This is a genomic window from Flavobacterium hauense (genome assembly GCF_054457175.1).
Genome location: NZ_JBTKVX010000004.1, coordinates 31,254 through 52,959, shown reverse-complemented (window position 1 = coordinate 52,959; position 21,706 = coordinate 31,254). Strand labels below are relative to the sequence as shown.

Here is a 21,706-nt window from a genome sequence, read left to right as displayed (position 1 = left end):
AATGGAAAAAATAAGAATAGGATATTTAGCAGATGGGCCGTGGTCACATCTGGCTTTTGAAAAATTAATAAAAGACGAAACTATAGAAATAGTGTTTATAGTTCCACGTTCCGATACAAATGATAATACCCTGAAGGATTTTTCTGAGAGGTATAAAATTGATTATTTGTACCCTGTTAAGATTAATTCTCCGGAATTTATTGAAACAGCCAGATCTTATAATGCAGATCTTTTGGTTTCGATGAGCTTTAATCAGATATTCAGGGCACCTATTCTGGAAGTTCCCAGACTTGGTGTTATTAATTGTCATGCCGGGAAACTCCCATTTTACAGGGGGAGGAATATTTTGAACTGGGCACTGATTAATGATGAGAAGGAATTTGGTATAACTGTACATTATGTAGATGAGGGCATAGATACAGGAGATATTATAAAACAGGAAGTTTATCCTATTAGTGATAATGATGATTATAACTCACTGCTTGAGGTTGCTTATGTAGAGTGTGCTTCGGTTTTATATCAGTCTATAAAAGAAATTCAGGGAGGAAACTCTAAGAGAATCGTTCAGGATACAATTCATCCTGTTGGATTTTATTGCGGAAGAAGAGGTCCGGGTGATGAAATAATCAACTGGAATCAAACCTCAAGAGCCCTGTTTAATTTTATTAGGTCTATAAATAAACCGGGGCCAATGGCTACAACACATCTTAATGGCAGTGAAGTGAGGATTAACCGAGCGAGGTTGGTTGAAAATGCTCCGCAATACATTTGTACCCCAGGGCAGTTGCTTGCCAAAACTAAAGATGGCTTTTTGATAAAAACCGTAGATAGTTTTATTGAAATTTTAGAAATAGAATCTGATATAGTAGTAAGAGTAGGAGATAAGTTAGGGATATGAGCATACACACAATTATTATAGCCGAAGCGGGCGTAAACCATAACGGAGATTTAAATATGGCGAAACAGCTTATTGATGCTGCTGTTATTGCCGGAGTAGATTATATAAAATTTCAGTCTTTCGTGGCTGAAAAGCTTGTTAGCCCAAATGCTAAAAAAGCTGAATACCAAAGTAAGAATATTGGTGATGGAGACGACTCACAATTCAATATGCTTAAAAAACTGGAACTAAGCCATGAAAATCATCTTGAGCTTATGCAGTACTGTAAAGAAAGAGGAATAAACTTTTTCTCAACAGCATTTGATGTTGATGGCCTTCATTATCTTAATGGTCTTGGGCTGCCTCTTTTTAAAGTTCCCAGCGGTGAGGTAACGAATTATCCCTATCTGAGAACAGTTGCTTCTTTTGGCAAACCTGTTATACTTTCTACAGGTATGTGCGCGGAGTCGGATATAAAACAGGCAACCGACGTTTTATTGGAACATGGATTGACGAGAGACAAAATATCGGTTTTGCATTGTAATACTGAATATCCCACACCTATGGGAGATGTAAATCTTAAGGCAATGCTGTCTATAAAAGAGATGTTTAATGTTGAAATAGGTTATTCTGACCACACTCTGGGTATAGAAGTGCCTATTGCTGCTGTTGCTTTAGGGGCAAAGATTATAGAAAAACATTTTACGCTTGACCGTACTTTACCCGGGCCTGACCATATTGCATCATTAGAACCGGATGAATTAACAGCAATGGTAAAAGCTATCAGGAATATTGAACTTGCCATTAGTGGAGACGGTACAAAGAAGCCTAGTGAGAGTGAGGCAAAAAATATTGCTATAGCAAGAAAAAGCATACACTTAAACAACGATTTGCCTGCTGGGCATATTATTACTGATGCTGATATAATTGCACTTAGACCCGGCGACGGTATCTCTCCGATGGAGTGGAATAATGTTGTTGGCAAGAAGTTGACAGCGGATAAGAGTAAATTTGATAAACTGATACCATCGGATATTATATGAAGATAGGTGTATTAACAAGTTCAAGGGCAGATTATGGAATTTACCTGCCACTTTTAGAGAAGTTAAAAACAGAAAGTTTTTTTTCTTTAGAAGTGATTGCTTTTGGAACTCATTTATCAAAAAGTCATGGCTATACATTAAATGATATAAAAAAAGACGGGTATGCATGTATCCATGAGATTTCATCTTTATTATCAAACGATGATGAGCAGGCTATAACTACATCTTACGGACTCACGGTTATAAAGTTTGCTGATTTTTGGGCTTTACATAAATATGATTTGGTGTTATGCCTTGGAGACAGGTTTGAAATGAGTGCTGCTGTTCAGGCAGGGATACCTTTTGGAGTGAAATTTGGACATATACACGGAGGAGAAACTACTCTGGGAGCAATAGATAATATTTACAGGCACCAGATTACGCAGGCGTCTGTACTTCATTTTACTGCCGCGGATAGTTTCAAAGAAAAAATAAAAATGCTTCTTGATAGTGAAGAAGGAATATATAGTGTAGGCTCTTTAAGCCTTGACAATATGCCTTCTTTTTTACCAATTGAAAAACAGGTGTTTTTTGATAAATTTGCTATTCCTGATGAGGAGTATGCTTTGGTAACTTTTCATCCTGAAACAGTATCTTCTGGTGAAAATTATAAGTATGCCGATGCTATGAGAAGGGGTATGGCAAAAATAAGCAAAGACTTTTTTCTGGTTATTACAATGCCTAACGCAGACACTTTGGGTTCAATATTCAGAGAAGAAATTATTAAATTAAAGAACGAATTTCCAGACAGGATACTGTTGATTGAAAATTTTGGAAAAGCTAATTATTTCTCGGCAATGCATTATTCCAGTCTTTTGATTGGCAATACCTCGAGCGGTATAATTGAAGCTGCTTCGTTTGGAAAATATGTGGTTAATGTTGGCGACAGACAAAAGGGCCGTGTACAAAGTATGAATGTACTTAATTGCCCATTTGATGATGAAAAGATGTATGAGGCTACGAGGCAGGCGTTGGATCTTGGCAGGTATGAAGGAGATAATGCCTATTATAAAAATGGGGCTGTAAATGCGATTGTGAAAATTATAAAAAAATTTTATGAGAATATATAGAGATCATCTTATCCTTTCAGGGAGCACAGTGAAAGAAGCATTACTGCTTCTTGATGAACTCTCGCATGATGCCATCTTATTTGTTGTAGATAAGGATGATAAACTCATTGGGGCACTTACTGACGGTGATGTCAGAAGAGGGCTTATAAAAGGCTTTACTATAGAAAGTATTATAGATGAAATTATTCAGTCAAATCCAAGGTATATTACTAAAGGAGAAAATAACCTGAAAAAAATAATTGAATACAGAGAAGGGGATTTCAGGATAGTACCTGTACTGGATGAAGACCACAAAATTGTAAATATTATTAATTTCAGGAATATCAAATCCTACCTTCCTATAGATGCTGTTGTAATGGCTGGCGGCAGGGGGCAAAGACTGAAACCGCTTACCGATTCTGTTCCCAAGCCACTGCTTAAAGTAGGTGAAAAAGCGATTATGGAACTTAATGTAGATCGGCTTGCTATGTATGGTATAGACGATTTTTGGTTTTGTGTTAAATATCTCGGAGAACAGATTGAAGATCATTTTGGCAATGGTGGTGACAGAAATATAAAAATAGACTATATCTGGGAAGAAGATGCATTAGGTACTATAGGGGCAGTTTCTAAAATTGATAATTTTAAGCATGACTACGTCCTTGTAACTAATTCTGATTTGCTTACTAATGTTGATTATGAACATTTTTTCCTGGATTTTATTAATAAAGATGCAGATCTTGCCGTATTAACAATACCATACCAGGTTAATATTCCGTATGCTGTTCTTGAAACCGTAAATAATACGCAGGTAAAAAGCTTTAAGGAAAAGCCTACTTATACTTACTATAGTAATGGAGGAATTTATCTGATAAAGAAGGATGCACTTAAGCATGTACCTAAAGATTCGTTTTATAATGCAACCGATCTTATGGAACACATGATTAATAATGGCTTAAAGGTTATCTCATATCCGTTTTCAGGCTATTGGCTTGATGTAGGAAAGCATGAGGATTTTGAGAAAGCTCAGGTTGATATCCATAATATTAAATTCTAATGAAAATACTAGTTACCATTTGTGCAAGAGGAGGTTCGAAAGGAATTCCGGGAAAGAACATAAGACCTATTGCAGGCAGGCCACTAATAGATTATTCTGTTGATGTTGCTAAAAAAATTGCTGCAAAATACAATGCGGTAATAGCTTTGTCAACTGATGATCAGGGCATAAAAGAAGCTGCTGCTGCGTGCGGTATTGTTACTGACTATACCAGACCCGAACATCTTGCTACTGATACGGCAGGTAAGATAGATACTATAAAAGACCTTGTGCATTATGAAGAATCGTTAGCAGGATACCAGTTTGATTATATACTGGATCTTGATGTTACCTCTCCTTTAAGAACATTTGAGGATATAGAACTGGCGCTGGATCATTTTATTAAATCCGGGGCAAAGACACTTTTCTCTGTAAATCCTGCGGGCAGGAATCCTTACTTTAATATGGTTGAAGAAAAAGAAAACGGTTTCTATTCTTTGATAAAGACAAATCCTGACGGGACGGTAATGACAAGGCAATCTGCACCTAAAGTTTATGACCTAAATGCTTCTTTTTACTGGTACAAAAGGTCGTTTTTTGATTCGGGCATAAAGGCTGCAATAACAGATGAATCTACTATTTATGTAATGCCGCACATGTGTTTTGATCTTGACCATCCGGTGGATTTCCTGTTTATGGAGTATTTACTTCAAAATGACAAACTGGATTTTAAACTATGAAAATATTAATTATTGGTTTAGGATCTATTGCGGCCAAACACATTAATGCGCTTAAGGGCATTGATGTTAACGCAGATATTTATGCTTTGCGATCATCGGCTGATGCCGAAACAATTGAAGGTGTAATTAATATTTATGATCTAAACGATCTGAAGGAGGAAGTTGATTTTGCAATAATATCCAACCCCAGCAATTTACATTATGCCACAATAGAGACACTGTCCAACAAAGGGATAGATTTGTTTATTGAGAAACCTCCTGTAAGTTCACTGAATAATGTAGAGTCGCTTATTAAAAAGCTTGAGGATAATAATACGGTAAATTATGTTGCGTGTAACCTGAGATTTCATCCATGCATTCAGTTTTTAAAAAATGAGATGGAAAATAATCAGGGGAAAAGAATAAATGAAGTGAATGTATACTGTGGGTCTTACTTACCGGAATGGAGACCGGGTAAAGATTTCAGGACAATTTACAGCAGCAGGCCTGAAATGGGTGGAGGTGTGCATTTGGATCTTTTTCATGAATTTGATTATACATACTGGCTTTTTGGTAAACCTGAAAATGTAACAAGTATAAGAAGAAATAAATCGTCACTGGAAATTCCTGCTTGTGATTATGCTAATTATATTCTTGAGTATGAGCATTTCGTGGCAAATATTACTCTGAACTATTACAGGAGAGATACAAAACGTACTATAGAGATTTTGTTTGACGACGAAACATGGTTAGTAGATCTTATTAAGAACAGAATAACAGGCAAAAATGGCCGTGAAATTTTTTCGGGAGATGATTTTAATGTTCTCCAAACCTACACGAGCCAGATGGATTATTTTATTAATTCTTTAGAGAATAGTAAAAAACAAATGAATACTTTTGCGGAATCAATTGAAGTTTTAAAAATATGTTTTGATAATGAGTAGGTTAAAAGGGAAAATTGTAATTGTTACAGGAGGTAATGGGTTATTAGGCAGGGAGATAGTAGAGAATATTAGGAAAGAAGGAGGCATGTGTATTAATGTCGATATTAATCATGAAACAACTGAAGACCTATCGCTGATAAAATGTGATATTACTGATTCAGAATCTATTGATAGCTGTATAGCATCGGTAATAAGCAAGTACGGCAAGATTGACGGACTTGTTAACAATGCTTACCCCAGAACTAAAGACTGGGCATTAAAATTTGAAGATATTGATTACAATTCCTGGAAGCAAAATGTAGACTGGCAACTAAACAGCTATTTTTATTTTGCACAACAGGTATCTAAACACATGAAACTGCAAGAGGGCGGCGCAATTGTAAATATGGCTTCTATGTATGGAATAGTAGGTCCTGATTTTACAGTTTATGACGGAACTCCAATGACAACACCTGCCGCATATTCTGCGATTAAGGGTGGTATAATTAATTTTTCACGTTATCTGGCCTCTTATTTAGGGCCGGTAGGAGTGAGGGTTAATACTGTTTCACCGGGAGGCATATTTGATAACCAAAACCCTGTTTTTGTGAATAATTACAACAAAAAAGTACCAATGAGGAGGATGGGTTTGCCAAAAGATATTTCTCCCTCGGTAGTATTTTTGCTTTCTGACGAAGCAGGCTATGTGACAGGGCAAAACCTTGCGGTAGATGGTGGTTGGACTGCAATATAATTAAGATTAAACATAAATCAATCAATCGATAGAATAATAGTGTGATAACGTCATGAAAGGAATAAGAATTATACCCAGGCTTGATATTAAGGGGCCAAATCTTGTTAAAGGTATACATTTGGAAGGACTGAGGGTTTTAGGTAAACCGGCAGATTTTGCAAAGTATTATTATGAGCAAGGTGCAGATGAACTAATGTTTATGGATGTTGTAGCATCATTATATGAGCGAAACAGCCTTCACGATATTATTTCTGAAACAGCAAAAAAAATATTTATACCTATAACTGTTGGCGGAGGATTAAGATCAATCTCTGACATTAAAGAAGTGTTGAGAGTTGGGGCTGATAAAGTATGCCTTAATACTGCGGCAATTAAAAATCCGCAGCTTATAAGAGACGCATCACGAATGTTTGGATCGTCTACAATAGTAGTAGCTATCGAAGCTATTAAAGAATCAGAAGGAAAATACCTGGCATATACTGATAACGGTCGTGAATATACAGGTATTGATGTTTTTGAATGGGCGCAAAAAGTGGATGAACTTGGTGCCGGCGAAATTGTAATCACATCTGTTGACAGGGAAGGTACCGGAGAAGGTTATGATATTGACCTTATCTCTAAAATAAGCAGCCTTGTAAGCATTCCTGTGATAGCACATGGAGGGCCCGGTAAAAAGCAGGACGTTGTTGATGTGCTTAAACAGGGACATACTGATGCAGCAATGATTTCGTCGTTGTTTCACTATAATTTTATTAAAGAAAACGAATCGGAAGCTTCTGACAAGGAAGGCAATGTTGAGTTTTTAAAACAAAAAAGAAATTTCCATACTTTTGAACCATGCAGCATATTGGATCTGAAAAAGGAACTTGTTGCTAATCAAATAGAATGCAGGATATAATCATGAACGATACAAAAAACAAAGTAGTAATAATTGATTATCAGTTAGGTAATCTTTTTAGCGTAAAGCAAGCCTGCGATACAGTGGGAATGAATGCTAAGCTAAGTTCTGATAAGAATGATATTATTAATGCAGATGCACTTATCCTTCCTGGTGTTGGTGCTTTTAACGAGGCGATTACAAACCTTAAGAAATTAGACTTAATATCTGCCATTAAAGATAAGGTAAATGCGGGCAATCCTCTTTTTGGAATTTGCCTTGGGCAACAGCTTCTTTTTACCGAAAGTGAAGAGTTTGGTGCCGGAAATGGACTTGATCTTATCTCGGGTACAATTAAAAGGTTTCCGGAGCAGTTTGAGGATAGAAAGATAAAAGTACCGCACATAGCGTGGAATAAAATTTATCCAGCAGGACAGGAATGGTCTGACTCTCCACTTCAGGAACTGGAAAATAACGATTTTATGTATTTTATCCATTCCTATTATGTAAAACCTACAGACGACTCATGTATCATAACTAAAACAGATTATGACGGAATTGAGTTTTGTTCTGCCGTTCGTAAAAAAAATATTTTTGCAACCCAATTTCACCCTGAAAAGAGTGCTGAAAAGGGAATATCGATTTATAAAAACTGGGCTCTAATTAATAATTTACTGTAATGTCTGATAAAAAAACACTTGAAGCTTATTATGGCTTACCACATGAGGTGAAATTTTGCACAAGATGTATAATGTCTAACCAAAGACCTGCCTCGGCAATAGAATTTAAACATACTATTGACAGCAAAAAAGTAACCATGAACTTTGATGAAGAAGGAGTTTGTGATGCGTGTAGAACTGCTGAGATTAAAGATAATATTAATTGGGGTATGCGTGAAGAAGAGCTAATAAAACTTCTTGATAAGCATAGAAAAAATGATGGGTCTTATGATTGCCTTGTACCGGGTAGTGGAGGTAAAGACAGTGCATACCAGGCTCACGTGCTTAAATATAAGTATGGAATGAATCCTTTAACGGTTACATGGCCTCCTATCCTTTATACTGACTACGGTTTGAAAAACTGGAGAAACTGGCTTGACAGCGGATTTGACAATATATCTTTTTACAGGAATGGTAAGGTCATGAAATTACTTACCAAGCTGTCTATCGAAAACTTAATGCACCCGTTCCAGACATTTATTTTAGGACAAAAAAACCTTGCTCCTAAAATAGCTGCTCAACATGGTATAAATCTTATTTTTTACGGAGAGAACGAAGCAGAATATGGTAATCCAATTGCAGACAATATGAGTTCGCTAAGGGATAAATCATACTACAGTTTTGATAACCTTGACGAAATATATTTAGCAGGTGTATCTATCAAAGAACTTATGGAGAAATATGATGTAAGGTTAAGCGATCTTATGGCATATCTGCCTCCTAAGCTTGAGGATCTTGAAAAAGCAAATATTGAGGTACATTATCTTGGTTATTACTTAAAATGGATTCCTCAGGAAGTATATTACTATGCTGTAGAAAACACAGGATTTAAAGCAAGACCACACAGAACGCAGGGAACTTATAGCAAATACAGCGGTATTGATGATAAAATTGATGACCTTCACTTCTATACAACGTTTATTAAATTTGGTATAGGCAGGGCTAGTTATGATGCATCACAGGAAATCAGGAACAGGCACCTGACAAGAGAAGAGGGTGTTGCGCTTGTTAGCCGTTTTGACGGTGAATTCCCGGATCGTTACTTTAATGAAGTGATGGAATACCTGGATATGGAACCTGCATATTTCCATGAATTAGTTGATAAATTCAGATCTCCACACCTATGGGGTAAAGATGAAAATGATCAATGGAAATTAAGGCATAATGTTGCCGGAAATGGTTTAGATGATTAAAAGCTATTTTTAGCTTTTACATAAATTATAATGTATTCAGAAAGTATGAAGAAAACGGTTTTATTTTTTAGCAGGTGTGATTTAGTTCATTTGTATGGCCCCCTTGGTAAATATCTTAGTTCTGATTTAAATATTGTCCATGTGGCCTACTCAAAATTGGAAGCCGATATACTAAGAAATGAATACGGAATAGATAGTGTAATTACATTTAAAGAAATTTATAAAGAAAAACTAAGTATTGATTCTCACCCAGCATTTTTTAAAATGCTGGATGAGTTATTTATTAATAATAGTAACGGACGTTTTAGCCTTAACAGCTCGATAAAAAGCGACAGGACTCTAAAAAAGCTTAAGTACTCCGAGACTCTGAAAATATCATCTGCATATTATCATGCCTGGGATGAAATTTTCTCTGCTAGTAAAATCGACTTCTTTATACATGAGCCTACGTCTTTAATGATAAACCATATGGCTGCAATGCTTTGCAGGCAAAAAGGTGCTGTTTATTCGACACATATCATGGTTCAGGGAGAAGATAAGTACAATTTTATTATGTTAGATCATGATAGCGGCTATCCTACTGAACTAAAGTCTGTTTATGATAAAATTACACCTGAAGACATTGCAGGTGAGAAAGAAAGGATTGAAAAGTTTCTACTTAGCTTCAGGGCAGCATACGATGTTTTTTTTAGCATAATTGAGCCTAAAAAACCCGGATTGTCATTTTATTTAAAACTTTTTAAGAGGTCTCTTAAAGAGGGTATCATAAGTAAACGCTCAAAAAAGCTGGATCCACTCTCTGAAAATATAGAGGTATTTCTTTCTAATGACAGGCTTAATAGCAGGAGGCTTAAAAACTTCCTGGATTACAGGAGAGTTAAATATGATGAATATAATCCTGAGGATAGTTTTTATTTTTACCCTCTGCATTTAGAACCGGAAGCGGTTGTATTGTATTGGGCCGATGGTATTTACACAAATCAGGTTAAACTCATAGAAAATATTGCAGGTCAATTGCCTGTAGGTACATTTTTATATGTTAAGGATCATCCACATTTGTATGGTTACAGGGATGTTCGCGATTATGATATTATAAAAGATATACCGAATGTTAAATTGCTTCCGCCTCACATGCCCGGAAAAAAAATTGTTAAGGATTCTAAAGGGGTCATTACACTGAACGGTACGGCAGGACTTGAAGCATTATTACTTAATAAAAAGATTATTACCTTTGGATCTGCATTTTATCAGGTCTCTGACAGAGTAAAGTTCGTTAAGAACATAAAAGATCTTAGGGAGGTTTTATATACTATGCAAGATGGTGACTTTAATGATGATTATGACTTAGATAGGTTTGTGCTTGCATATTTAAGGAGCCTTAAGGTTGGATTTACAGACTTTTATATCGGCTTAGCCGATCAGATTGATTTGGACAAAGACAAAAACCTCAGGAATGCGGCTTCAGGACTAGAAGCTTTTTTTATAAATTATCCAAAATCCGTGTAGAGGTAGAAGATTAATTTAAATGTAATTTAAAATTGTGAGGTTTAATGAATCCAGTTTTGTCAAAAGTAACGCTGAAAAAATATTTTAGCAATCAGTCTTTCATTTTTGTTGTAATCAATATTTTCGTTGCTTTTTTGGGGTTCGTTCGTTCGTTCGCATTTATGAAGTTTTTTAATTTCAGTGAGTTGGGGACAATTACCATGGTAAGTACAGCTGCCTCATTTATTGGCTTTTTTCAAATTGGACTAATAAACGGGGGCTATAGAATTATTGCTTTACGTGAACTTGAATCGGAAGAGAAAGTCAATAATGTCCTTTTTTCATATTTTGGATGTCTTTTTTGTGTACTTACCCTTATATGTTCAGGGATTTATTTTTTTGATTTTTTTGACAATATCTTAATTCTTGCGGTTAGCCTCGTTATGGGTTTTTGTATGCTGCTAACGAACTGGCTGACAAATATGCTAATTGGAGCACAGGAATATAGAAAATTGAATGCAGCAAATGGTATTAGTGCTCTTATAAGTTTGCTATGCTTGTTGCTTGCTTATTTTTATGGTCTGTCTGGCGCATTAATAAGTATTCTGGCTCAGCCTTGCCTTCTTTTAATTATAATAGTGTCTACCCACAGGGTAGCTTTGCCTACAAAGTTTGATTTTGACCTGGCATATATAAAATATGTTTTGAGTTTTGGTTTTATCCCTTTTTTATCTGGGATGTTTATATTGATGTATACACAGATAGAGCGTTGGAGTATTATTTCTTATCTGGGACAGGGTGAATTGGGTAAGCTATACCTATATATGTTAATTACTACACTTTGGTTATTAGTTCCCTCTTCCGTATTGAATCTTTTCTTTCCTAAAACCATAAAGCTTTTTTCTGAAGGAGATTATAAAGCTTTTCATGATATGATAAGAAAGAATATTATAGTTACATTTTGCTATTGTGCTGTAGCTTCTTTAAGTATTTTTTTTTTATTGGAAATTATTGTAGGATTTGTATTTCCTGTGCATAAACCCTATGTGTTTTTGATTGTAGCTGCATTGCCCGGATTTGTTTTTAGGACTTTGGCTGATCCCATGGCTTTATACCTTAATAGCATTGTCAAATTAATGCCTATTCTGTGGAGTGAATTATTCTCAATAATAGTTTATTTATTATGTGTTTTAACGCTTGTTGTATTTAATAGATTTTCGCTATTAAATATGATTATATGTTTTAATATATATTATATTTTTAAATTTTGTTATCTTTTTATTGTCTATAAAAAATCAAAAGAGAAAGGATATGCTTAATATTTACCGGATTTTAAAGATTTTTGCTATAAGGGTTCTTTTGTTTCTTTATTGGAACTACAGGAATTTAACCCAGGGGCTAAAAATATACAACTATCGTTTATCTCCCAGTTCTAAGCTTGGGAAGAAAGTTATGGTACGTGGAGGTACCGAAATCGGGCTTATTTCTTTGGGAGACTATTCCTACATAAGTGGGCCGGGAAGCTATATCGAAGAAGTTGAAATAGGAAAGTATTGCTCTATAGCGAGACAGGTAGTTATAGGTGTATCGGGGCATAACTATGAATGGGTTACAACCAGTCCCATAATTACATCTACCGAATTTAAATTTATAGAAACACCCATGGCTGAACCTCAAAGGGATAAGCCTATTATAGGTAATGACGTGTGGATAGGTTTAAACTCGATAATAATGCGTGGTGTCGTTATAGGAGATGGTGCAGTGGTGGCAGCAGGATCTGTAGTGACATCAGACGTAAAACCCTATTCTATTGTAGGCGGAACGCCTGCCAAGCATCTCAAATATCGTTTTAGCGAAGAGCAGGTTGCTAAAATGATGCAGATACAATGGTGGAATTGGGATGAGAAAAAAATAAAAGAAAATGCACATTTATTCTACGATATCGATCAATTTATTCTTAAACATTCAAATTAAAGAATATGTTATACTTACGAGTAATTAACAGTGTTTATATTCGGTTTTTTAGATTGTTTTATAAACGGTCTTTTAGAAGTTATGGAGCCAATTCAAATGTTTTGTTCCCTTTAAATATTAATGGGATAAAGAATATTAGTGTAGGTAATAATGTAAATATAGCCTATAAGTCATGGCTGGCTGCTATGCCCCTTACCGGTGCAGAGGGTTGTGAACTTATAATAGGAGATGGTACCAGTATTGGAAATCTAAATCATATATATGCTACTAAATCAATAATTATAGGCAAAGATGTCCTTACTGCAGATAAAGTTTATATATCTGATAATCTCCATGGATATGAAAATGTATCTTTGCCAATCATTAAACAGCCCATTAAGCAAATTGGAACCGTAGTCATTGGTGATGGCTCCTGGCTGGGAGAAAATGTTTGTGTAATTGGTGCTAAAATAGGCAGGAACTGTGTGATTGGAGCTAATTCTGTAGTAACTAAAGATATACCTGATTATAGTGTGGCTGTGGGTAGCCCGGCCAAAGTGATTAAGCGTTACTGCTTTGAAACCAACCAATGGATTAAAACCAACTAAATATAAAGATGCTTTTAACTTACTTTGCGGTTAAAAGTTTAAAGAATTATTAAAAAATGAAAAATATATTAATAACCGGAGGAGCTGGGTTTATAGGCTCAAATCTCGCACTTAAACTAGTCAATAAAGGTTATACGGTTACAGTTCTAGACAATTTGTCGCCACAAATACATGGAGAAGACCCGGAAAATAATTCTTTTCTTTATCTAAAGATTAAAGGTAAAGTAAGATTTATAAAGGGTACTGTTACATCTAAAGAAGACTGGACTGAAGCAATAAAAGGGCAGGATGCGATTGTACATTTTGCAGCAGAAACAGGAACAGGGCAGTCAATGTATCTAATTGAGAAATATAGTGAAGTAAACATTGGTGGAACAGCAATTATGCTCGATTCACTCGCCAATAAGCCACACTCGGTGAAGAAAATAGTTGTGGCTTCATCCAGATCTATCTATGGTGAAGGCAGGTATTGGTCTGATGAATTAAAAGCCTATGTTTATCCTAAACACAGGACTGAAGAATTCATGTCCGCAGGTGACTTTGAAGTAAAATATAAAGGCGTATCAACACCTCTTCAATTAGTAGCAACGGATGAAGAGTCTAAAATACATCCTTCATCTGTTTACGGCATAACGAAACAGAATCAGGAACAAATGATCATGACTGTATGCCCTACAATTGGTATAGCCCCGGTTGCTTTCAGGTATCAGAATGTTTATGGTCCGGGTCAGTCTTTATCTAATCCTTATACAGGTATCTTATCTATTTTTTCTACTCTTATAAGAAACGGAAAAAGCATCAATATTTTTGAAGATGGTAAAGAAACCCGAGATTTTGTTTTTATAGAAGATGTAGTTGATGCTACTATTTTGGGACTTGAAAAAGATGAAGCCAACGGAGAAGTATTTAATGTAGGTACAGGCGAAGCAACAGATGTAATTACTGTAGCAGATAAGTTGATAGAAAATTATAAATCGTCTACGGATGTTGTTATATCTGGTAATTACAGGTTAGGTGATATCAGGCATAATTATGCTGATATGAAAAAGATAAAAAACCTATTAGGTTTTTCTCCTAGCTATAATTTTGAGAGTGGTATAAAAAAATTCACTGAATGGGTATTAACCCAGGAAGTAGAAGTGAGCAAATATGAAACCTCTATTGCGGAAATGAAGGAAAAAGGCTTGATGAAATGAAGTTAACGAAGGTTTTACATTTTTTAGCATTAGGAGGTGTTTTTTTGTCGGGGATGCCTATGACATTCCTTCCTATTTCTATATCCCAAATTTGTATAATCCTTCTTTTTGCATTAACCAGTTATGTAACCAAATTCCGAATCAGTAAAATATTGCTGGCAGTGCTTTTGTATTTTGTAGTTATCAGTATAGTGCAATATAAATACCTTGAGATAGCTAACATCATTGAATTTATAAGATTATTCATTTACATGACTGCTTATTATATGTATTTGAGTATAATAGGACTTAAATCGATTGATTATGTAATAAAGAAATATTTTTACCTATGTACAATTTTTTCAATCATAGGTTTTATACAGATTGTCGGATATGCAAGTAATCTTAGTTTTCTTTATAATTTTTCATATTTAGATGGACATGAAAGAAATTTTGATGCTGTATACGGAATATTCAAAATCAATTCATTAACACTTGAGCCTGCACATTTTGCACTGCTTTTATTACCGTGTATTTTTTTTATTGTTAAAGGTATCTTTGTTCCTGGAACCTATGCTACATATAATATTACTAAAACAAGGGTTGTAATTATAGTATTGGCATATTGTCTAACTTTTTCTTTTGTAGCTTATACGTCAATAATATTGATTTTTGCGTACCAATATTTTGCTGCATTTAAGATTAGTTTTAAGAATATAATATTGTTGGGTTTAGTTGTTTTATTTGCATTTCTTTTTCTTTTTTATTTAGATACTAATATCAGTAAAAAAAGGGAAAGCCTTTTTGCAGACGCTTCTGAATTGCAGTCGATAGAAAATTTATCTGCATTTGCGCTGATCTCAAATGCTCAGGTTGCATGGAGTGCTGCTAATGATAATCCTATTGGTACGGGTTTTTTTACGCATAAAAATAATTATGACAGATATATTGACGAATTTTATGTGATTAGTGAGGATTCAATTGTTCTTAATAAATTAGATGGATCGTCAATGTATGTTAAGGTTTTGTCTGAATATTCTTTTGTTGGTTTGTTCTTAATGTTTTGCCTTTATTGGTACATAACCTATAGAGGCACAGTAGATCATATAAAGTCAATCAATAGAATGTCAATTATAGTTTTGTTGGTGGGTTTTATACGCCTGGCAAATTACACAAGTCCCGTTTTTTGCTTATTATTTGCATTAGCAATGTATACACATAAAGATCAGATAAATAATAAATATACACATGAACTCCAATAGCCGTATAATTTTAATAGCCCCTGTATACTTTAATTATCACACTTTAATTATTAAGTCTTTAGAGGCAAAAGGGCATACAGTCGATTTTTTAGAAGATAAGAATTCGGGGCTTTCATATATTTTATCTACAAAATCCAAATTCTTATTGAAGCGGTATAAAGAAAAATATGAAAAGGAAGTACTGGCCTGCCTTGACAAAGGCAACTATGATTGCATGATAGTTATAGGTGGGAAAACTCCTGATAGTGATTTCTGGAAAAGAATAAACCAAACCTATAAATTTAAGAAGATTTTGTATCAATGGGATTCGGTCAGAAATTTTGATTATCGTTCCATGATTCCGTCTTTTGATAGCGTAATGACCTTTGATAGTCAAGATGCATTGCAATTGAATATACCTTATCTGCCCTTGTTTTATAAACAAAAGGACAAGAGCGAGGTGGCGGAGGATATTGACTTTTTGTTCATTGGTATATGGCATAGCGACAGAATCGAAATACTGGATAAAATTGCGGAATATGCTAATGCCAACAATCTAAAATATTATTTTAAGGTGTACTATCCCTGGTATAGCTACCTCTACCTGGTGCATATAAAAAAAACAATTTCTCCATCTCCCTTTCTCACCTCAAAGCCTGTACCTCTTGAGGAAACAATAAAATACTATCAACGGGCTAAGTGTATCATTGATATTAACCATCCGTGGCAATCAGGATTAACGATGAGGACAATTGAAACAATTGGTAAGGGGAAAAAGCTCATTACAACTAATTCTTATATAACGTCTGAGACTTTTTATAATCCTAAAATGATACAGGTTATTGATAGAAAAGAGGTGAAATTAGATTCAAATTTTTTCAGCTTTAATGAAAAGTATAATGATATTGAAAGGCTTGAAATTTCTAATTGGGTAAATAAACTCTTAAGTTAACTGTTTTTATGGCTAAACATATTGCTTTTTTTGTTGCTAGTTTAAATATTGGGGGGGTAGAACGTGCTTTCGTAAATCTCGCAAATAGTTTTGTCGCTGCCGGGCACAACGTAGATTTTATTGTTTGTCAATATAAAGGCGAATTAACTGGTGAATTAGATAAAAGAATAAACGTAATTGCTTTTAAGGACAGCAGGCTTCGTAAATGTTTCAAGCCTTTATACAATTACATCAGGCATTCATCAGCTGATTGTCTTATTTCCGGACCTACATATCCTAATATCATAGCTATTATATGTAATTTATTTGCTTTTAAAAAAATGCGTATAATAGCGAATCAGCACAGTTATCAAGATATTGAAATGGATAAACTGGGAGTTGTAGGCAGGATTGCTCCTTTTCTCATAAAGAGAACATATAACCATACCGCAAAAGTTGTAGCTGTTTCAGAAGGGATTAAAAATGATTTAATTACAAATTATTCTATTAAAGCGGATAAAGTTATTACAATCTATAATGCTGTAGTGAATAATGATTTTTTTCAAAAGGCACAGCAGCCAATTGAAGATTCTATTTCCGCCCTGCTTTCAAAAAAGTATATAATTGCTATTGGGAGGCTGGAAACGGTAAAAAATTATCCTTTTATGCTAAGGGCTTTTTCTAAGATAAAAGAGTCAGTGCCATCGTTTGACCATAATCTGATTATTTTGGGTGAAGGAGCTGAAAAGGCAGAAATTCAAAATGAAATAAAAAATTTGAGACTTGAAAATTCGGTTCACATGTTGGGGGCTTTTGCCAATCCTTTACCGATTTTAAAGAATGCCGATCTCCTCATTCATTCTTCACTTACCGAATCTATGGGGCTTGTGTATGTTGAAGCGCTTGCTCTTAAAGTGCCTGTTGTAACGGTTACTAATAGTGGTGCTGAAGAGATTTTAAAAAACGTTGAAACAAAAGAAATTGTTGATTCATTTGATGAGGATAAATTTATAGATGCGATTCTCAGAATGCTGGATAAAAAATTTGAAGATAATGAGTTTCCGTCTTTACATGAGTTTGAATCAAAAAGAATCATGGAATATTACCTGAATATAATATAATCGGATTAATTTAGCTATAAATAAAAATTGTGGTTTTTGCTGCATACATGAGTTGTATCGTTTCTTTATGAACTTTTTTTGATACTCATGGTGCTATAGAAAACTGATCAGGACTTACATAAAAAGATATGAATGCTGTTTTAGATAATATAATTTTTTCATTACAAAAATCGGGGGGAGCCTCAGTCGTTTGGCAACAACATCTTCAAAGACTTTTGCTTGATCCTGATTTTGCCTGTACGTTTATTGAGTATACTACCGCTGACACAAATCTCTTTAGAAGACAATTATTGATAGATGAAGGGAATATTGAAAGCAAGTCTTCAAAGTTCTTAAATGTGAAACGTTATTTAGACGTGAAGGTTAGTGGTAATGAAAGGCATATATTTCATTCGTCACATTACAGGCTTAATAAAGCAAAATCTGCTTTAAATATTACTACTGTCCATGATTTTACATACGAACATTTTGTTACCGGGATAAGACAAAAGGTACATACATATCAAAAAAATAATGCGATATTGGGTGCCGAAGCTATTATTTGCGTTTCAGAAAGCACAAAAAGAGATTTGATTAAATTTATCCCTCAGGCTGACGCTGCTAAAATCCATGTTATATACAACGGAGTTGATGATAGTTTTAGGCCTCTCAGTAACAATGATAGTATTGGGCATCCCTTTAACGGGAGAGAATATATATTGTATGTAGGAGACAGGAGAACACCATATAAAAACTTTGGATTAGCGGTTGAGTCTTGCGCAATGTCTGGTTTTCCTTTATTAATGATAGGAGGGGGGCAATTAAATGAAACTGAAATCAATTTACTTGATTCTAAGTTAGGGAGCGGCAATTTTAAGGCACTTCAAAATGTAAGTGTAGAAGACCTGAATTTATATTATAACGGAGCTTACTGCTTGTTGTATCTGTCATTGTATGAAGGGTTTGGGATACCGGTTATTGAAGCTCAAAAGGCAGGCTGTCCGGTTATAACTTTTAACAGCTCATCATTACCTGAAGTCACTGCTAATAAATATCTTATGATTGCAGAGCCTGATGCTGTAAATGTTGTTGCTTTATTAAAAGAATTATCCCGAAGCAGTAAATTAAGAGAAGAAACTATTAAAATGGGCTTTTCGAAGGCTGAACTGTTTAGTTGGGATAAAACTTACCGACAGACTTCTGATCTCTATAAAAACATTTACAATGGGTAAATACACTATTTTAGGTTATATTCATTTATGCATTTCATTGGTCAGGACAAAGCTGACTTTTAGAAAAGCAAGAATTATACGCTTCCCGTTAGACTTGCGAGGCAAAAAGTATATTGATGTCTCCGAAGGTTTTACTACAGGGTTTGGCTGTAGGCTCGAAGCCTATCCCCTTAATAAAGAAAAAGTACTTTTTATAGGGAAAAATGTACAGATGAATGATTATGTGCATATTACGGCTATGGAGAAGGTGGTCATTGGCAATAATGTACTCATGGCAAGCAAAATTTATATCTCTGACTGTTCTCATGGAAGCTATAGCGGTAATGAACACGACAGTGCACCGGATAGTATTCCAGCAGAAAGAAAAATGCATTCAAAACCTGTTGTAATTGAAGATAATGTTTGGCTTGGAGAGTTCGTTTCAGTGCTTCCCGGAGTTACTATAGGTCAAGGCAGCATTGTAGGTGCAAATTCTGTAGTCTCAAGAGATTTACCAAAAAATGTTATTGCTGTGGGAAGCCCGGCGAAGCCGATTAAAAAATATAATTTCGAAACAAAACGATGGGAAAAAATAGTTCAATAAAAAATATTCTTATAACTGGAGGAGCTGGTTTTATAGGTAGTAATCTTGCACTTGCCCTAATTAAAAAAGGTCATAATATTACGGTTTTAGATAATCTATCGCCTCAGATTCATGGTGAAGAACCAAATGTTACATCACCATTGTACAATAGTATTAAAAATAAGGTCACATTTATAAAAGGCACAGTTACCTCAAAAGAAAATTGGATTGAGGCACTTAAAGGGCAGCATATTATTGTTCATTTTGCTGCTGAGACAGGGACAGGTCAATCGATGTACTGTATCGAAAAATATACTGAAGTAAATATACAGGGTACAGCAATAATGCTTGATATTTTGGCAAACCAGGATCACTCAGTAGAAAAAATTGTAATTGCTTCATCACGATCAATTTATGGGGAAGGGAAATACAGGCATCCTGAATTAGGTCTTGTTTATCCGTCTCATAGAAGTGAAAAAGATATGCTTTCGGGCGATTTTGAACTCAAATACGGAGATAATCAACAACTTGAATTGCTTGCAACAGATGAGGAGTCTAAAATTCATCCTTCATCTGTGTACGGTATTACCAAGCAAAATCAGGAGCAGATGATTATGACGGTATGTCCTACACTTGGAATTGCCCCTGTTGCTTTTAGATATCAAAATGTTTACGGGCCAGGGCAGTCATTGTCTAATCCTTACACAGGTATTTTATCCATATTTTCTACACAGATTAGAAATAATAACGGAATACAAATATTTGAAGATGGTAAGGAAACCCGTGACTTTGTATTTATTGATGATGTAATAGATGCCACAATTCTTGGAATTGAAAAGGAAGAGGCTAACGGTCATGTGTTTAATGTAGGGACAGGAGTGCCTACGGATGTAATTACTGTTGCAGAGGCACTTACGGATGCTTATCAAATTAAAGTCCCAATAACTGTAACAGGAAGGTTTAGGCTTGGTGATATCAGGCATAATTATGCTGATCTGTCTAAAATAAACAAGCTTTTAGGATTTGAGCCCAAAGTGTTTTTTGAAGAGGGTATTAGTAAATTCACTGCCTGGGTACTGGAGCAGGAAATACAGGAAGACAAACTGTCTCAGTCACTCGAAGAAATGAAAGCGAAAGGCCTTTTAAAATAAACTTATGGCGTTAAATGATTTTAAAGGAAAAACGATTCTCTTTATCTCAGTAAAATTCTTTAATTACGAGAATATTATTATAGATACTCTGAAGTCTTACGGCGCAGACGTTGCTTATTTCGACGAGCGCCCTTCAAATTCAATTTTTGCTAAGGGTATCATCAGGGTAAAAAGAGAGCTTTACAAAAAAAAAATTGAAGCGTATTACTATAACATACTTAAAAGTATTGAAGGTAAAAGGCTTGATTATTTTTTTTTAATAAAAGGTGAAGTAGTGCCGTTGTTTTTTATCGAACAGCTGAAGGTGCTAAACCCTGCAATTACAATGATCTATTATACCTATGATTCTTTTGAGAATAACCCTAATGCGGTTGATGTAGTTTCATACTTTGATAGAAAATATACCTTTGATAGTGCGGATACAAAAAAATATGATATGACGTTCAGGCCGTTGTTTTTTTCAAAAGAATATTCTGAAATTTGCAATGAAAGCGAAGATGTGGCCTACGATGTCATGTTTGTTGGTACAGCACACTCCGACAGGTACCTGATTAGCGAGAAAATGGCTAAGTGGGCACAGGAAAATAGCTTTAAGTCATTTACTTTTTACTATTCGCCCAGCAAAATGGTTTTTCTTTATAAAAAAGCTTTTGATGCGTCGTTTAAGAAATTCGATTATAGTAAGATTTCTTTTAAAAGTTTAAGTCACAAAGCAATTGTTGATCTTTACAAAAAATCAAAGATTGTGTTGGATATAAACCACCCCGGGCAAAGAGGACTTACAATGAGAACCTTTGAGGCATTAGGTGCTGGCAAAAAGATAATAACAACTAATGATCTTATTAAAAAATATCCTTTTTATAACAGTAATAATATTCTTGTTATTAACAGGGAGAAATTTGAATTTGAAAAAGACTTTTTTGAATCGGACTTTAAACCCATTGATTCGGATATTTACAGGGCGATGTCTATTGATGGCTGGCTTGATGCCTTGTTTTTTATTGATGATTCAAAATACTGGTCTGATGTAATTCTTTAA

At 34.8% G+C, this 21,706-nt stretch carries 22 protein-coding genes; all 22 read left to right on the top strand.

Going from position 1 to position 21,706, the window contains the following annotated elements; all coding sequences use genetic code 11:
* Nucleotide 1: 1 nt before the first annotated feature.
* On the top strand, nucleotides 2-898 hold the full coding sequence (locus tag ACX0HA_RS03490) for a methionyl-tRNA formyltransferase (RefSeq protein WP_458843888.1): 897 nt from the start codon (nucleotides 2-4) through the stop codon (nucleotides 896-898).
* Entirely contained in the window at nucleotides 895-1,920 is a 1,026-nt protein-coding gene (neuB, locus tag ACX0HA_RS03485) for an N-acetylneuraminate synthase (RefSeq protein ID WP_458843887.1), read from the top strand. The genes ACX0HA_RS03490 and neuB overlap by 4 nt, the downstream gene beginning before the upstream one ends.
* Nucleotides 1,917-3,029 carry a UDP-N-acetylglucosamine 2-epimerase gene (gene neuC, locus ACX0HA_RS03480; RefSeq protein ID WP_458843886.1) on the top strand — a complete coding sequence of 371 codons (1,113 nt, stop codon included), beginning with the start codon at nucleotides 1,917-1,919 and terminating at the stop codon, nucleotides 3,027-3,029. Before neuB ends, neuC begins: the two co-directional genes overlap by 4 nt.
* Nucleotides 3,016-4,065 carry a nucleotidyltransferase family protein gene (locus ACX0HA_RS03475; RefSeq protein WP_458843885.1) on the top strand — a complete coding sequence of 350 codons (1,050 nt, stop codon included), beginning with the start codon at nucleotides 3,016-3,018 and terminating at the stop codon, nucleotides 4,063-4,065. Before neuC ends, ACX0HA_RS03475 begins: the two co-directional genes overlap by 14 nt.
* Entirely contained in the window at nucleotides 4,065-4,784 is a 720-nt protein-coding gene (locus ACX0HA_RS03470; protein WP_458843884.1) for an acylneuraminate cytidylyltransferase family protein, read from the top strand. Before ACX0HA_RS03475 ends, ACX0HA_RS03470 begins: the two co-directional genes overlap by 1 nt.
* Entirely contained in the window at nucleotides 4,781-5,707 is a 927-nt protein-coding gene (locus ACX0HA_RS03465) for a Gfo/Idh/MocA family protein (RefSeq protein WP_458843883.1), read from the top strand. The genes ACX0HA_RS03470 and ACX0HA_RS03465 overlap by 4 nt, the downstream gene beginning before the upstream one ends.
* A complete protein-coding gene (locus ACX0HA_RS03460) occupies nucleotides 5,700-6,440 on the top strand; it encodes an oxidoreductase (protein WP_458843882.1) in 741 nt (246 codons plus the stop codon). Before ACX0HA_RS03465 ends, ACX0HA_RS03460 begins: the two co-directional genes overlap by 8 nt.
* A gap of 52 nt (nucleotides 6,441-6,492) precedes the next feature.
* The gene (hisF, locus tag ACX0HA_RS03455; RefSeq protein WP_458843881.1) at nucleotides 6,493-7,338 is read left to right on the top strand and encodes an imidazole glycerol phosphate synthase subunit HisF; all 846 of its coding nucleotides are present in this window, start codon (nucleotides 6,493-6,495) and stop codon (nucleotides 7,336-7,338) included.
* A 2-nt stretch (nucleotides 7,339-7,340) separates the two neighbouring features.
* Nucleotides 7,341-7,997, top strand: coding sequence for an imidazole glycerol phosphate synthase subunit HisH (gene hisH / locus ACX0HA_RS03450; RefSeq protein WP_458843880.1), 657 nt, complete (start codon nucleotides 7,341-7,343; stop codon nucleotides 7,995-7,997).
* Nucleotides 7,997-9,229, top strand: a complete 1,233-nt coding sequence (locus ACX0HA_RS03445; protein WP_458843879.1) for an N-acetyl sugar amidotransferase — start codon at nucleotides 7,997-7,999, stop codon at nucleotides 9,227-9,229. The genes hisH and ACX0HA_RS03445 overlap by 1 nt, the downstream gene beginning before the upstream one ends.
* Nucleotides 9,230-9,274: 45 nt before the next feature.
* The gene (locus ACX0HA_RS03440) at nucleotides 9,275-10,735 is read left to right on the top strand and encodes a capsular polysaccharide export protein, LipB/KpsS family (protein WP_458843878.1); all 1,461 of its coding nucleotides are present in this window, start codon (nucleotides 9,275-9,277) and stop codon (nucleotides 10,733-10,735) included.
* Nucleotides 10,736-10,779: 44 nt separating this feature from the next.
* Entirely contained in the window at nucleotides 10,780-12,033 is a 1,254-nt protein-coding gene (locus tag ACX0HA_RS03435; protein ID WP_458843877.1) for a lipopolysaccharide biosynthesis protein, read from the top strand.
* Entirely contained in the window at nucleotides 12,026-12,688 is a 663-nt protein-coding gene (locus tag ACX0HA_RS03430; RefSeq protein ID WP_458843876.1) for a CatB-related O-acetyltransferase, read from the top strand. Before ACX0HA_RS03435 ends, ACX0HA_RS03430 begins: the two co-directional genes overlap by 8 nt.
* A 101-nt stretch (nucleotides 12,689-12,789) precedes the next feature.
* Nucleotides 12,790-13,275 (top strand): acyltransferase, encoded by a 486-nt coding sequence (locus tag ACX0HA_RS03425; protein ID WP_458843875.1) that lies wholly within the window; start codon nucleotides 12,790-12,792, stop codon nucleotides 13,273-13,275.
* A 56-nt stretch (nucleotides 13,276-13,331) separates the two neighbouring features.
* The gene (locus ACX0HA_RS03420) at nucleotides 13,332-14,471 is read left to right on the top strand and encodes an NAD-dependent epimerase/dehydratase family protein (RefSeq protein ID WP_458843874.1); all 1,140 of its coding nucleotides are present in this window, start codon (nucleotides 13,332-13,334) and stop codon (nucleotides 14,469-14,471) included.
* On the top strand, nucleotides 14,468-15,712 hold the full coding sequence (locus ACX0HA_RS03415; RefSeq protein ID WP_458843873.1) for a hypothetical protein: 1,245 nt from the start codon (nucleotides 14,468-14,470) through the stop codon (nucleotides 15,710-15,712). Before ACX0HA_RS03420 ends, ACX0HA_RS03415 begins: the two co-directional genes overlap by 4 nt.
* The gene (locus tag ACX0HA_RS03410) at nucleotides 15,699-16,643 is read left to right on the top strand and encodes a CgeB family protein (RefSeq protein ID WP_458843872.1); all 945 of its coding nucleotides are present in this window, start codon (nucleotides 15,699-15,701) and stop codon (nucleotides 16,641-16,643) included. Before ACX0HA_RS03415 ends, ACX0HA_RS03410 begins: the two co-directional genes overlap by 14 nt.
* Nucleotides 16,644-16,651: 8 nt before the next feature.
* Nucleotides 16,652-17,743, top strand: a complete 1,092-nt coding sequence (locus ACX0HA_RS03405) for a glycosyltransferase (RefSeq protein ID WP_458843871.1) — start codon at nucleotides 16,652-16,654, stop codon at nucleotides 17,741-17,743.
* A 128-nt stretch (nucleotides 17,744-17,871) separates the two neighbouring features.
* Nucleotides 17,872-18,954, top strand: coding sequence for a glycosyltransferase family 4 protein (locus ACX0HA_RS03400; protein WP_458843870.1), 1,083 nt, complete (start codon nucleotides 17,872-17,874; stop codon nucleotides 18,952-18,954).
* Nucleotides 18,947-19,537: a DapH/DapD/GlmU-related protein gene (locus ACX0HA_RS03395; RefSeq protein WP_458843869.1), complete on the top strand. Its 591-nt coding sequence runs from the start codon at nucleotides 18,947-18,949 to the stop codon at nucleotides 19,535-19,537. The genes ACX0HA_RS03400 and ACX0HA_RS03395 overlap by 8 nt, the downstream gene beginning before the upstream one ends.
* Nucleotides 19,516-20,667, top strand: coding sequence for an NAD-dependent epimerase/dehydratase family protein (locus ACX0HA_RS03390; protein ID WP_458843868.1), 1,152 nt, complete (start codon nucleotides 19,516-19,518; stop codon nucleotides 20,665-20,667). The genes ACX0HA_RS03395 and ACX0HA_RS03390 overlap by 22 nt, the downstream gene beginning before the upstream one ends.
* A gap of 4 nt (nucleotides 20,668-20,671) precedes the next feature.
* The gene (locus tag ACX0HA_RS03385) at nucleotides 20,672-21,706 is read left to right on the top strand and encodes a CgeB family protein (RefSeq protein WP_458843867.1); all 1,035 of its coding nucleotides are present in this window, start codon (nucleotides 20,672-20,674) and stop codon (nucleotides 21,704-21,706) included.

Bases quoted from the DNA above. Each gene is read 5' to 3' on its own strand.
- ACX0HA_RS03490 (WP_458843888.1), top strand. From the start codon at position 2: ATGGAAAAAATAAGAATAGGATATTTAGCAGATGGGCCGTGGTCACAT.
- neuB (WP_458843887.1), top strand. From the start codon at position 895: ATGAGCATACACACAATTATTATAGCCGAAGCGGGCGTAAACCATAAC.
- neuC (WP_458843886.1), top strand. From the start codon at position 1,917: ATGAAGATAGGTGTATTAACAAGTTCAAGGGCAGATTATGGAATTTAC.
- ACX0HA_RS03475 (WP_458843885.1), top strand. From the start codon at position 3,016: ATGAGAATATATAGAGATCATCTTATCCTTTCAGGGAGCACAGTGAAA.
- ACX0HA_RS03470 (WP_458843884.1), top strand. From the start codon at position 4,065: ATGAAAATACTAGTTACCATTTGTGCAAGAGGAGGTTCGAAAGGAATT.
- ACX0HA_RS03465 (WP_458843883.1), top strand. From the start codon at position 4,781: ATGAAAATATTAATTATTGGTTTAGGATCTATTGCGGCCAAACACATT.
- ACX0HA_RS03460 (WP_458843882.1), top strand. From the start codon at position 5,700: ATGAGTAGGTTAAAAGGGAAAATTGTAATTGTTACAGGAGGTAATGGG.
- hisF (WP_458843881.1), top strand. From the start codon at position 6,493: ATGAAAGGAATAAGAATTATACCCAGGCTTGATATTAAGGGGCCAAAT.
- hisH (WP_458843880.1), top strand. From the start codon at position 7,341: ATGAACGATACAAAAAACAAAGTAGTAATAATTGATTATCAGTTAGGT.
- ACX0HA_RS03445 (WP_458843879.1), top strand. From the start codon at position 7,997: ATGTCTGATAAAAAAACACTTGAAGCTTATTATGGCTTACCACATGAG.
- ACX0HA_RS03440 (WP_458843878.1), top strand. From the start codon at position 9,275: ATGAAGAAAACGGTTTTATTTTTTAGCAGGTGTGATTTAGTTCATTTG.
- ACX0HA_RS03435 (WP_458843877.1), top strand. From the start codon at position 10,780: ATGAATCCAGTTTTGTCAAAAGTAACGCTGAAAAAATATTTTAGCAAT.
- ACX0HA_RS03430 (WP_458843876.1), top strand. From the start codon at position 12,026: ATGCTTAATATTTACCGGATTTTAAAGATTTTTGCTATAAGGGTTCTT.
- ACX0HA_RS03420 (WP_458843874.1), top strand. From the start codon at position 13,332: ATGAAAAATATATTAATAACCGGAGGAGCTGGGTTTATAGGCTCAAAT.
- ACX0HA_RS03415 (WP_458843873.1), top strand. From the start codon at position 14,468: ATGAAGTTAACGAAGGTTTTACATTTTTTAGCATTAGGAGGTGTTTTT.
- ACX0HA_RS03410 (WP_458843872.1), top strand. From the start codon at position 15,699: ATGAACTCCAATAGCCGTATAATTTTAATAGCCCCTGTATACTTTAAT.
- ACX0HA_RS03405 (WP_458843871.1), top strand. From the start codon at position 16,652: ATGGCTAAACATATTGCTTTTTTTGTTGCTAGTTTAAATATTGGGGGG.
- ACX0HA_RS03400 (WP_458843870.1), top strand. From the start codon at position 17,872: ATGAATGCTGTTTTAGATAATATAATTTTTTCATTACAAAAATCGGGG.
- ACX0HA_RS03395 (WP_458843869.1), top strand. From the start codon at position 18,947: ATGGGTAAATACACTATTTTAGGTTATATTCATTTATGCATTTCATTG.
- ACX0HA_RS03390 (WP_458843868.1), top strand. From the start codon at position 19,516: ATGGGAAAAAATAGTTCAATAAAAAATATTCTTATAACTGGAGGAGCT.
- ACX0HA_RS03385 (WP_458843867.1), top strand. From the start codon at position 20,672: ATGGCGTTAAATGATTTTAAAGGAAAAACGATTCTCTTTATCTCAGTA.